General features: G+C 38.3%; 15 protein-coding genes, 1 pseudogene and 1 riboswitch. Of the genes and pseudogenes, 9 read left to right on the top strand and 7 right to left on the bottom strand.

Features of this window, described 5'->3' with window-relative positions:
- Window positions 1-56: 56 nt before the first annotated feature.
- From VP97_RS21240 to VP97_RS21230, 3 genes are all read right to left on the bottom strand, one after another.
- Complete coding sequence (locus VP97_RS21240; RefSeq protein WP_245629955.1) at window positions 57-455, bottom strand: hypothetical protein; 399 nt, start codon at window positions 453-455, stop codon at window positions 57-59.
- Window positions 456-832: 377 nt separating this feature from the next.
- Window positions 833-1495 (bottom strand): phage minor head protein, encoded by a 663-nt coding sequence (locus VP97_RS24600; RefSeq protein WP_050184163.1) that lies wholly within the window; start codon window positions 1493-1495, stop codon window positions 833-835.
- Window positions 1496-1564: 69 nt separating this feature from the next.
- Window positions 1565-1984, bottom strand: a complete 420-nt coding sequence (locus tag VP97_RS21230; RefSeq protein ID WP_050184162.1) for a DUF3908 family protein — start codon at window positions 1982-1984, stop codon at window positions 1565-1567.
- Window positions 1985-2088: 104 nt separating this feature from the next.
- Here VP97_RS21230 and VP97_RS25030 point away from each other — a divergent pair, with 104 nt between their 5' ends.
- Window positions 2089-2259 carry a DUF8096 family protein gene (locus VP97_RS25030; protein WP_483782906.1) on the top strand — a complete coding sequence of 57 codons (171 nt, stop codon included), beginning with the start codon at window positions 2089-2091 and terminating at the stop codon, window positions 2257-2259.
- A 147-nt stretch (window positions 2260-2406) separates the two neighbouring features.
- Here VP97_RS25030 and VP97_RS21225 read toward each other — a convergent pair whose 3' ends face one another.
- Window positions 2407-3447 (bottom strand): S-layer homology domain-containing protein, encoded by a 1041-nt coding sequence (locus VP97_RS21225; protein ID WP_050184160.1) that lies wholly within the window; start codon window positions 3445-3447, stop codon window positions 2407-2409.
- Between the two features lie 84 nt (window positions 3448-3531).
- Between VP97_RS21225 and VP97_RS25025 the strand changes: the two genes are divergently transcribed.
- The 7 genes from VP97_RS25025 to VP97_RS21205 all read left to right on the top strand — a co-directional run bounded on the left by VP97_RS25025 (window position 3532) and on the right by VP97_RS21205 (window position 7400).
- The gene (locus tag VP97_RS25025; RefSeq protein ID WP_483782908.1) at window positions 3532-3669 is read left to right on the top strand and encodes a DUF8096 family protein; all 138 of its coding nucleotides are present in this window, start codon (window positions 3532-3534) and stop codon (window positions 3667-3669) included.
- Between the two features lie 194 nt (window positions 3670-3863).
- Window positions 3864-3950: riboswitch (cyclic di-GMP riboswitch) on the top strand.
- Window positions 3951-3966: 16 nt separating this feature from the next.
- Window positions 3967-4119: a hypothetical protein gene (locus VP97_RS24095; protein ID WP_156153585.1), complete on the top strand. Its 153-nt coding sequence runs from the start codon at window positions 3967-3969 to the stop codon at window positions 4117-4119.
- Window positions 4120-4297: 178 nt separating this feature from the next.
- Entirely contained in the window at window positions 4298-4465 is a 168-nt protein-coding gene (locus VP97_RS23520; protein ID WP_082220490.1) for an aspartyl-phosphate phosphatase Spo0E family protein, read from the top strand.
- A gap of 524 nt (window positions 4466-4989) precedes the next feature.
- Window positions 4990-5238, top strand: a complete 249-nt coding sequence (locus VP97_RS21220) for a hypothetical protein (protein WP_050184159.1) — start codon at window positions 4990-4992, stop codon at window positions 5236-5238.
- Window positions 5239-5706: 468 nt separating this feature from the next.
- Window positions 5707-6069, top strand: coding sequence for a hypothetical protein (locus tag VP97_RS21215; protein ID WP_050184158.1), 363 nt, complete (start codon window positions 5707-5709; stop codon window positions 6067-6069).
- Between the two features lie 183 nt (window positions 6070-6252).
- Entirely contained in the window at window positions 6253-6450 is a 198-nt protein-coding gene (locus tag VP97_RS21210; RefSeq protein WP_050184157.1) for a hypothetical protein, read from the top strand.
- 398 nt (window positions 6451-6848) lie between these two features.
- Window positions 6849-7400 carry a glutathione peroxidase gene (locus VP97_RS21205; protein WP_050184156.1) on the top strand — a complete coding sequence of 184 codons (552 nt, stop codon included), beginning with the start codon at window positions 6849-6851 and terminating at the stop codon, window positions 7398-7400.
- Between the two features lie 44 nt (window positions 7401-7444).
- On the opposite strand, the pseudogene VP97_RS21200 reads toward VP97_RS21205, so the two are convergent.
- Window positions 7445-7862: pseudogene (locus VP97_RS21200) on the bottom strand (RusA family crossover junction endodeoxyribonuclease).
- 445 nt (window positions 7863-8307) lie between these two features.
- On the opposite strand from VP97_RS21200, the gene VP97_RS21190 reads away from it, so the two are divergent.
- Entirely contained in the window at window positions 8308-8631 is a 324-nt protein-coding gene (locus tag VP97_RS21190; RefSeq protein ID WP_050184154.1) for an ImmA/IrrE family metallo-endopeptidase, read from the top strand.
- 555 nt (window positions 8632-9186) lie between these two features.
- Here the strand turns inward: VP97_RS21190 and VP97_RS21185 are convergent.
- Window positions 9187-10284: a tartrate dehydrogenase gene (locus VP97_RS21185; RefSeq protein ID WP_050184153.1), complete on the bottom strand. Its 1098-nt coding sequence runs from the start codon at window positions 10282-10284 to the stop codon at window positions 9187-9189.
- 56 nt (window positions 10285-10340) lie between these two features.
- Window positions 10341-11780 (bottom strand): aldehyde dehydrogenase family protein, encoded by a 1440-nt coding sequence (locus VP97_RS21180; RefSeq protein WP_050184152.1) that lies wholly within the window; start codon window positions 11778-11780, stop codon window positions 10341-10343.
- Window positions 11781-11922 lie beyond the last annotated feature (142 nt).

Below are 11922 nucleotides of genomic sequence, written 5' to 3'. Positions count from 1 at the left end.
CCTAATGTACAAATAGTCTCACTTAAACTTTTACAGCTTGTCACCAGTCATATAAGCTACAGCGTCAATCTCACGTACAACTGCATCCAGATAAGCATAGAGAAGGTGATATTTGCATCTTTGGCAGCTGCGGCACCATCTGCTGTTCGAATGTAGCGAAGCTGTCGAGTGAATACTGGCTTTAAATTGCCCCGTGGTGTCAAGGCTGCAAAACCATTTTGCATTTCAGCTACTATTTCGACCGGATAACCAGCCAAACGTGTAATTTTACCGTCCTGTAGAACTGCATCCCCAAATCCTGTCTGATGTCTCGCAATCATAGCGACAAGTTTGTCATTCGTTTTCTGCGTAATAAACCAAGCTGTACCTGGAAAGCTTTTATAACGGTCAGGAAGCAATTGGATGTGGTTCACAAAATCTAAAATCGTTGGTTCTGCAGTTCCTAAGGCATTCATACATTGCCGGCAAAGGTGACTTAGCTGTCTATTTCAAAGAAGATAACAAAGGTTTAGACTTTGATTCACATGAGTTCTATACTGAACTTTCTTACCCGTTAAAGGTGGGAAAAGAATGGGAAAACCTTTATTCTAAGAGTAAAATTATCGCTGTGAACGGTACGTTAAAAACGCCAGCAGGTACTTTTAATAATGTAGTTACCGTAAAGACTATTGATGGAACCACAACTTACTACGCACGGAATGTAGGTTTTATAAAGTCTGTATATAACGGCAAAACTATGAGTTATTTAGTCAGCCTAGTTAACAAATAATAGAACCTAAAATGGGACGGTTATCTTGCTTCAATAAAGCAGACTCTGTTCCTTTCTTCTTTTCTAACTATTTAATTCCTCAAGAACTTGCCTGCGCATTTCTTCTTTCTCTTCTTTACTTAATCCCAGGATATCCTTATTCACAACAGGTGAAAGCACACAATGGCAATTCACCCGCTCGCCTGCAGGTAAAGAAGTGTCGCGGGGATGATCAGCTGCATGGCCGTTTACGCCGAACATTTCATCAACGTCTATTTCTTCTCCGTCTAGGTCCACATGTGCCTCACGCGGGCTGTTTTTCTTGCTGCCAGAATGCCGCCACCTTTTCTTTTCTACTGCCGGACTTTGTATCTGTTGCCATATCAAATCAGCGGCAGAAAGGTCGGTAATTGCATCCATGATTTCTTTTGTTTCTTTAGGAAGAAACTTGGAGAACAACCCATGCTTTTCAGCAGCCTTGTTCCGCTTTGTAAATTGGTTGTTTGGATGCAGGTTACCACTTCTCTTTCGTTGAGCCACTTGTGTTTTTTTGATTGCATCCTTTTGTTTAATGGTTGCAACCTTGCCGCTTTTGGTTGCATCCTTTTTTGTTGGATCCCTCGACCATCCTTCACGACTTTTTCGGCTTTTTAAAGTACCGAGTTTTATATCATACTTTTCCGCTAATGCAGCAAGCGTGATCCTGGTCGTTTCCCATTCTGATCTAATATCATCCCAGTTTGCCACTTCACATCACCACCACCTCCAAGATTGTTTTTAAGTAAAGAAAAAAGCATCTCAAATGAGATGCACAACTTATTGTAAATATTTATAAATATCCAAAATCATTTCTTGCAGTTTAAAATTATGACCAACGCTATCTAATTTACTATCTAAAAAATAAGTATCGCCATTATCGAAATGAAGAGTTATGGATGAAGAATCTCTGTTTTTGTGTAATAACTCAACTCTTGAAACAGTATTTAAAGTCCTGTCCATTATAGAAACATATCCACCTTCCAAGAAACTAATGATTCTGATCTTTTCTTTTTCGAATAAAAAAATCTGTGCTTCATTAAAAGGCTTGTCTTTAAAAAGATAATTCTTAGGATAAAAATGCAATATCTTAGACTCATCGATAATATCATTTAACGAATAATATTGATCTTCAATATCAGAGTTGTAAAAGCCTAATCTTTTCATACCCTCCAAAAATTCACCATAAATAATTTCCATAGTGGTAACCTCCCCTTCACTTACTCCTTTCGACAAAAGGAGATACTTTCCTGCTCCATACCTCCCTGGTTCAGTGGTATGATTGTTCAGGCGAGGTGAGCACTATGGAAACAGAACAAAAAATCGATTTAAGCGTGACTTATAACATCCGCGAATACCCGGACATCAAAAGCGGCCGTTGTGATAACTGTGACAACGCTCAGTTTAAAAGCTCTATTAAAAATATGATATTTCTTCGGGAGTGCCGTAAGTGCGGCATGAAGAAGATTGTTTAATCCTGCCACAACACGGCAGGGTTTTATTTTACTCTTTCATATATAACATATACTGTATGACAAAAACCAAAAGAAGGAAGCACCTACTAGCATAGTGAGTGCTTCCTTCTTTTTAGGATAATTATAAATAAGCTCATAAAATAAAACTTATTCAGTAAGTGTGAAGTATGCCGCTATGGACACCTTCTCACCTTCATCCATTGACGGATAAAATGTATGACTGACTCTGTATTCTCCAGCTGTTATTAATGCTTTAAAGCTCCCAAACCAAAGATTTATTTTTTGGGTTTCACCAGCTTCTATGCGTGGCATGTCCGCTGGGAACTGAAGTCCCACATCGTATTGTAATTGTAGCCACTTATCTCCTTGTTTCTTTTCCAGTTTATATATACGACTGCGTGCATAAGGAAACTCTGCTGTGTTTGTAAGTGTCAAGCTAACAGATGTATCAGAAGGCAAACTATAACTTTTCTTTTCGGCTTCCATCGTCAGTCCTCCTTCTGAAGAAGGCAGGTCACCGTAGGGAGATGGAGGAGATAGGGCCGGGTCACTCAGCCTGGCTACCATCATCGCAAATTCTCCTCGTTTTATGAGGCTATTTGTGCCGAACCGGTCAGGCATTATTCCATTTACAATGCCAGTAGCAACTAGTTTGTTGATAGCCTCCGCGTACCGCCCTGTTGCGTCTGTAAAATGATGCACTTGCTCAGTAGGTGTTACCAATACATCTCTATATGCTCTTGCAAGAATGATAGCTGCTTCTCCTCTTGTGATCGCATCATTGGATCCGAAAAAAGTTTCCGATTTTCCATTTACTACTTGGTAAAATTGGAGAAAGGAAACCGCGCCTTTTGCACGTTCTGGGATGTCTTTAAATGTTAATATTCCCTCTGGCATAGAAAATTCATTTCTAAAACCCATGCCGCGCGCAGCGATCATGGCAGCATCCACACGCTTGATTGTCTGGCCCCATCCAAACTTATCAGCACTAACACCGTTAAAAAACTTGTTTTGATAAAGGTCCAAAACCATTTCCATACGCTCTGCAGGAACGTCTGTAAAAGGAAATGTACTTGTAGGCTGCGCTAAAACAGGATCGAAGCTTGCCGCCTCTGCTGATGAGCTAATTGAAGCAAATACTGCTCCCGCAAGTGCAGCCGTAGCTATAACGCGAGGTACCTTTTTCATAAATAGTTCTCTCCTTTGCTCTCTTTAACAAATTTTCACATTAATTGATATGTCATACAGTATAACAGAAGGTAAAGGAGATTAATTATAAAAAAAGTAAAAACCTATGGAATGCAAAGTGATCGTTGTGATAACTGCGACAACGCTCAGTTTAAAAGCTCTATTAGAAATATGATATTTCTTCGTGAGTGCTGTAAGTGCGGCATGAAGAAGATTGTTTAACCCTGCTACTGGCGGGGTTTATTTTTTACTCTCTCATATATACACCACCTGTACGACAAAAAAACAAAGAAATATCACGAAGTTTTGTACAGAGTTTCCATTATAAAAAAATTGTTTACTGCAACAAATTCCGACAAAAATTCAATGTCATTATTGTTACAATAAGAAAATAACAGTAAATAAGTTGCCAAAAATGGAATAAAAGGTAAACCGTTCGAAAGGCCGGGACACAAAGCTGCAGATCTAAGGCTCCTTAAGGCTATGATGGCTGAGCTACTTCGTAATCGGAGGGTATTTATGCAGAAGACAAAAAGCTTTTTAGAAGAATCTTTAGATGCTGATTGGAGTGAGCTGATGCAAACAGCTAAAGACCTAGATTACAGTGAAGAGTTAAATAAATTGATTATTCATGTTCAGCTTCATAATCGAAAAACTCCTTGTTTTACTTAACGAGGTTGCCTCAACTTTACATATTAACTTAGACAGTCAGATTCCCCTCTGGCTGTTTTTTTATATAAGTACTGCTCCCTCCTTTTGTTATTGAACGAACAAGTCTCTGTTCCTCATTAGGTCAAAATAAAACATTCTATAATTTAACTAGTTTTACATTTTATACAGGAGAAATTTTATGGAACATGCTCAACTAACTCTTGAAGAGTTATCGTTTGAAATTGAAAGGTTTCGCCACTTAATGATTACTGCTGCTTCGGTCTATGGTTTTGAAAGTAAAGAAGTCTTAGCATATAGCAAGGAATTAGATGAATTAATTGTTCAGTTTCAGCTTCAAAATAAATAGTTAAGAGTATCCGGAAATTTCTTTGTCTTTTTTTACATTGTTTGTATAAAATGTTCTGGACTTGTCCATACTACTGATAGCGATAGGCTCCTCTCCAATGAAATATCCCATAATACTGTTCAGTCAGAGCCCCCTCTGGCTGTTTTTGCATGTTTTTCTTTAAATGGGGTAAATATCCAATATCAAGGCGTTAAATATTAGTGCCCCCTAACTTATAACGCCCTTGGTGTTCGCTTTGGCCTTGGAGCTTGGAAACCTCCTCGGCTCTTTTGTATAAATTTTTCTTGAATGGTCTATACTGTGGAACGGGTAAGCCAACCCTCCTGCAGTCAGGTTTTTTACACCTGGCTGCTTTTTTATGTCTTCAAACTCTTCATGTGCTACAATCATTCATGACACAATGAAAGGAAGAAGATATGAAAAGATCAATGAATTTGATCAGCCTTAGTCCGTGCTTGTAAGGTGTGCCGCAGCACTCCTTGAGACACCTTGCAAGCTCGGGTATTTCAAGGAGGCTGATCTATATGAAAAACCGCTCTAAAGCGTATACTCGTCACCAACGGGAACGAATCATTCAAAAGAAATGGTCTATTCTAAAGGAAGTCCAACTAAGAGAAGACCAATGGATGCCTGTGCGCGGGACATTAAGCAAAGGTAAAATCCACTGTTCTTGCCGGATGTGCAAGTATGAGAAACACTATTCCATTCCAAAAGCTAGGCTTAAAGCAAAATGGAATGCTATGCAAAAAGAGATTGAAGAGATGAATCTGTAATATTTTAAAAGCACGAAGCCAGGAATATCCTGGCTTTTCTTTATGCAAATCCCATCTCTTCTTTGCCATTTCCAAAAGTTCTGACGTCAAATCCTGTTACCGAGCAATAATGTGTTCATCAATACCTCCTTTTTCTTTAAAGCGAATGTATTGAGCTTTAATAAGACCGCCATTTGAATTGACGATGCGTTTCGCCGTGTAAAGGATAACTCTTTTACCGTTAAGCAGGGCAAGCACCTCCTTATTGATTAAACGCCTCTATTCTGCTCGGCTTCTTTTTTCTGCTGAATAACTTTTTTCATCACTTTCTAATCTTCACTAAAGCTACCATCCCTTTTATTCAATTCAGACGTACTATTTAGCATTTAACACTTTTCTAATAAATTATCTCTATTAATTCGGCAATACACTTCCAATTACTCTTAAGTTTTGTATAATGGATTAATCTTAAGAAAAGGGATTTGAATAATGATACAAGCTTTTTGGACAATCTACTTAGGGATTTTAGGTGTTTCTGCCATTGGATTTCTTGTTGGGCGCAAGTATAAAACTATACCTGCTAAGCTTGATTTCGTAATTTCCATCATTACGTGGATCGGCTTATTTGGATATGTCACCGATAATCAAATTCTCACTCCACTTGTATGGAAATTTATATTTGTAGTTGCTTTGCTTTGGGATGTCATTTTCAGCTTTAACACTAAATACTACAACGGTGATAAAACGCTTAATGATATGCCTCAACCTCTCAAAAGCATTTTTATTGTTGGTGCCCTTATTGTTACAGTTGGTCCTTTGTATTATGGATTGTTCCATTATGCATTTAAATGAACTAAATATTTTATTTAAAAGGAGACATTCACAACGTCTCCTTTTTTGTCTGATTTTATCAGTAGTTTCGATTCTGCGATTAAGAAAGGAAAAGCCTTTCCTATATCATGAAGCAGCTCCGTCCTCCTCAGTTCGCTGTCTTCTCCATCCAATTATTGATACAATAAGGCGGGAGTGATAACAATGCATAATTCTACTTATTTCATAGCGGCCTATTTAGTAGTAGGAGCGCTTCTTGGTTATATGATTACTGGCCCAAGTGGTCTTCTAACTGGCAGCATAGCTGGTTTGCTTCTCGTGATTGCTAATCAATTAAATAGGATTATTGAAAATCTTGACTTAGCCCAAAGAAGAACAGATTCGGAGAAGACTTCAGAATAACAGTCTTCTCTCTCACTGCGTTGATTAAGCAGCTCCGTCCTGCTGGTCTTTCCCTTCCTGTGGATCCTGATCTTTTTCTAGCTCTTTCTACTCAGCCTCCGCTTGTTTAAAAGCTTCTTCAGCTTTTTTGCCCCGCCTTCTTATGGTTAATCTCAGCGATACTTTCAATTAAAAAATATTAAATTTTCAAGACCAAAGGCATTTCCACGGTCAGACTTTTGCCCGTTTATTTTTAATAACCATTCATATTACCCAAGTCTTTAAACTCAAATTCGAGCCTGTAATTATTGATAAAAATATTTTTTGAGCAAAAGGTTTCATTTCCATTAATTCGTGGTAGTTCTATATTCGTAATCGTTTTTCTTTTATCTATAATTAATTTGGAGGCTACATACATAATGAGTATTTATAATTTTTCAGCAAAGTCAATGAACGGGCAGGATATCTGCTTAGATAACTACAAAGATAAAGTAATTCTGATTGTTAATACTGCGAGCCAGTGTGGCTTTACATTTCAATACGAGGATCTACAACGCTTGTACGACCGCTATAAAGAAAAGGATTTCGTTATTTTAGGTTTCCCGTGTAATCAGTTTGCTGGACAGGAACCAGATGATAATGACAAGGTACAAGCATTCTGCACATTGCGTTATGGTGTTTCTTTCCCAATGTTTCAAAAAGTAAATGTACGTGACGAGGGAGCTCATCCATTATTTGAGTATCTCGCTTCTACAAAACCTTTTGAAGGCTTTGATGAGTCCCATCCTGTTGCAAAGGTCTTAATTCCACTATTAAAAGAGAAGCATCCAGAATATCTCTTTGGCGATGCGGTTAGATGGAACTTTACTAAGTTTCTAATTGATAAAAAAGGAAATGTCCTTAAGCGTTACGAAGCAACTACAGACCCAACTGATATGGAAAAAGATATTGAACTGCTTCTTAAATTCTAGTCACCGAAAGAGAAATTCTTTTTATAAAAGGGATTTCTCTTTTTTTAAGCATCTATTTTTTCAACAGTTACATCAACGCGTGGTGTAGCATTGTAAAACTTTGAAACACTTAAATCAACAACCTGGCTGTCATCCTGCCAAATAACCTGTTTCAAGGCATCCTTCACGCCTTTTACATAGTTATCAACGTCAGGCTTTGTGGTCGGCCGGAGCGTGCCCTCTTCTGCAGCTGCCGCTTTCTTTTTGCTGAAGCTTTTAAGTGTTGGCTTGAATAACCCGGACCGTTAATTTCAAAGGACCCTCTAAAAGCTGATTCGGACGATGTTGAGAAGCAACCAGCTGTACATACTTTTTAAAATCTTTTGATTCTTGAGGATCGTACATTTTGACTTTGCCGTGAAAAGTTGAAGCTCTCGGCCGGCCTTGGGCAACTGGTTCGCCGTAAACAGTGAATTGAATCATCTACTAAAACTCCTTTCAAACTTCCTTTACAGCCAATTCGTTCAGTTATTTTCTAATTCAAACATACCTTTTAATTATTTGAGTATATTTACATAGTCATATAAGCCTAGTTAACGTAAAATGAGGGTTGACTAATGACAGTGAGCTCAAAAATCGGAGTGTAATATATGCAAGAATTAACAGTTATCCTATCCAAAGAATTAGGTAAATTAATTAACGATTACTATCGATATAGTGACCCTGAGATCAAGAAACAAACCAAACATACATTCTCATATATATATATCAATTGGAAAAGAAGCGGTTACTTTGGGCTATACGAAAACACATCTAGAAGAATCTTTGGAGGCATTATACATGAAGATTGGTGTCTCCCTACCAGCACTCAGTAGAATACATACCCGGCCCTAGCAAAGGAATAGAAGTAGGGGCACATCCAATTATTATGTTAAACAACACTCTTCCCTCTTCCTTACAGTGGCAAGAGTTCGCGCATGAAATCGCGCATATACTTCGACATTCCGGAAATCAATATTTGCTTCCATACGATTTTAGGGTTCTTCAAGAATGGCAAGCGGGCCACTTCGCTTTATATTTCTGCATACCTGGTTTTATGCTTCAGGATATTGATCTTCCCCATCTTAAACAGGAAGCGACTTTAAAAGTAATGGAGGTCTTTCACGTTACTCCTACTTTTGCATCTGCCCGACTAGATCAATGGTTTAACCATATATTTTTTCAACTTAAAAAGAACGTATACTCTGAATAGGAGTTTTGTTAGAACATTTTGTACATAAAGGCGTGGATCTCTTTGCTTTCTGTATGATCGATAGCTTTTCATGGATAGATATTGGGGCGACTTGTATTCACCTATATATTGAATCATACAGCGTAAAGCGAAATGATAAAGAAAAGGAGTGGGACCTATGGCCAGCTTTCGAAAACGTGGCGAAAAGTGGGAGTACCGGCTCGTTTATAAGGATTGGAGCGTCTACACTTATCTGGACAGCAAAATTAAGGTCACGTACACTTGACCTAAAACAGATGAGGAGCTTTAACTATGGCAAAGCGAGAACGCCGCACATTCACGCCTGAGTTCAAAAAGCAAATGGTACAGCTGTACCAAAATGGAAAAACGAAATGATATTAATTAAATATGAAAAGCACTGTGAAAAAAGCTTATAGTTTTTCTCACAGTGCTCCATATAATAACTATGATTTCTTTACATAAAGGTGTACATAAAAACAAAGAAAAAAACTTTATGCAAAATGTCTTTTATTCGTTTCATTTTTTTAAAGAAATAATCTGCAGTGATATAAACGGTCATGATTCAATTATAACTCTATCTTCCTGAATCATTTTAGTTAGTATTTCAGTAATTCGGTCTCCTACCTCAGAAGTCGAGAAGTTTCCTTTCATATCTGGTGTAAGTATTTCACCTTCTACTAATAAGGTTTCGATTGCACTTAAAATATGTTGTGCTAAATCTTTATAGCCGAAAAAATCTATCATCTGGCTAGCAGACCATATCGCTGCAAGAGGATTCGCCACTCCTTTTCCTGCGATATCAGGTGCAGAACCATGTATAGGCTCGAACATAGAAGGATACTGTTTTTCTGGATTGAGATTGGCCCCTGCTGCTAATCCCAAGCCACCGGCAAGAGCAGCTCCCAAGTCGGTCAGAATATCTCCAAATAAGTTGGACGTAACAACCACTTCGAAGCGTTCCGGTTGTTTAACCATAAACATGGCTGCCGCATCTACGAGATAGGAATATGTTTTTATATCTGGGTATTCTTTACTTACTTCCTTGAATACTTCATCCCAAAATACCATCGAATAATTTAATGCGTTTCCTTTGCTAATACTTGTTAGAGTTTTCCCCATATTTCTAGCTGTTTCAAAAGCATACCGGATAATTCTTTCGGTTCCTTTTCGAGAAAAAACACCTGTCTGTAAAACCACTTCTTCCGGTTTACCTTTGAAAAGCCAGTCTCCTGCTCCCGCATATTCCCCTTCACTGTTTTCTCGAATAAATAGCATATCAATATCTTCTCTTTTCGCTTCACTCAATGCATTTTGGGCACCACGTATAAGAGTGATTGGACGTATATTTACATATTGATCAAATTCTTTCCGAATACGTAAAAGCAGATCCCATAAAGAGATATGATCAGGAACTCCCGGATATCCAACAGCTCCCAAATAAATGGCATCATACTCTTTTAACTGTTCTATCCCATTTTCGTCCATCATCTTCCCATGCTTTGCATAGTATTCGCAGCCCCAGGGAAAATAACTGAAATCAAAAGTAAATTCATTCGTAAGAGTCGCAACCTTTTTTAAAACCTTTATTCCCTCGTTAATAACTTCTGGACCGATCCCATCTCCTGCAATAACGGCGATGTTAAATTTTTTCATAAAAGATTTGTCCTTCCACTATTTAAATTTTTGGTGTGCTAGTATTGCATTTTAAGCTAGTTTCGATTCCATATCACAAGTTTTAATTCGGTCATTTCTTCAATTGCATACTTTATTCCTTCACGCCCGGTTCCACTTTCTTTTACACCGCCATATGGCATATGATCAACCCGGAAAGTTGGTACGTCGTTTATTAATACACCGCCAACATGAAGTTTTTCAGCAGCATCTAGTGCAAAGTGTATATTTTCTGTATATATTCCAGCTTGGAGTCCAAAGCGGGAATTATTTACTTCGTCAATAGCCTCTTCAACAGAGCTAACTTTATTAATTATAACAACAGGAGCAAACACTTCCTGGCAAGATACTTTCAGACGATGATCTGCATCCAAAATCACGGTAGGATAAAGAATATTTCCTTCTGCTTCTCCACCAGTTATCACGTGTGCCCCACCTTGTTTTGCTTCTTCTATCCATTTTAATGTTCTCTGAACATCTTTTTTCGATATAAGTGCTGATAGATCTGTCTGTTCTCCCAGAGGGTCACCGATTTTAAGTTTTTTCGTCGCTTCTACAAATTGTTCCACTAATTGATCATAAACTTCTTTATGAGCATAGATCCGTTGAAGTGAAATGCACACTTGCCCCTGGTTCGAAAACGCGCCAACCACACACCGTGGAATAATTTGATCAATATCAACGTCTTTATCAACAATCACGGCAGCATTCGAGCCGAGTTCTAAAGTGACTCTTTTTAATCCTGCTCGATTACGAATTGTCGTTCCAACGCCAGGACTTCCAGTAAAAGTAACCATATTAATCCTTGAGTCAGTAACGATTTTATCCCCAACTATAGCACCATTCCCTGTTACTACATTCAAAGCTCCTGCAGGCAGCCCAGCTTCTTCTAAAAGCTCTGCAAGAAATAAAGCTGACAAAGGAGTTTGTTGAGCAGGCTTCAAGACCACTGAATTTCCAGCAGCGATAGCAGGGCCTACTTTATGCGCCACTAAATTCATTGGGAAATTAAAAGGAGTAATAGCACCAATAACACCAATAGGTTCACGAACCGTATAGGCAATTCTGTTTTCCCCACCTCTAGCAGCATCAAGTGGTATGGTTTCCCCGTGAATTCTCTTCGCTTCTTCCGCTGCAAATTTGTATGTGTCGATCGTTCGATTTACTTCTGCCCGTGCGTAAGATATAGGCTTTGCCGCCTCCAAAGAAATAATTTTTGCCGCTTCTTCAAAACGTTCTTCAAGAAGCCGTGATAATGTTTCTAGAATTTTGGCGCGTTGGTGAGTCGGCATTTTCGCCATTATATCTTTCGCTTCATATGCTGCAGCAATTGCAAGATCGGTTTCTTCTTCGGTGGCCATTGGAATTTCCCCTATGATCTTTTCTGAATATGGCGAGTACAAGGGGCTATATTGGTTAGCCTTGATCCAATCTCCATTAATAAATAAATGTTTTTTCATTTCTAAAGCGCTCTCCATCCTTAAGACACTCCTCTCGATCTTGATTTCCACTAGAACAACCCGGTTATTAATTACACAGAGATCATTTTGAATCTTACATTAAGCTTCGAATTACTTTATTAATAATTTACTTAAATCCTCGTGTTTTTGGATAGTATTG

The sequence above is a fragment of the Domibacillus robiginosus genome (assembly GCF_000966195.1).
In the GTDB taxonomy this organism is placed as follows: Bacteria; Bacillota; Bacilli; order Bacillales; family Domibacillaceae; genus Domibacillus; species Domibacillus robiginosus.
Note: the sequence above shows the minus strand (reverse complement) of the source record. Positions and strands in the feature narration are given on the sequence as shown.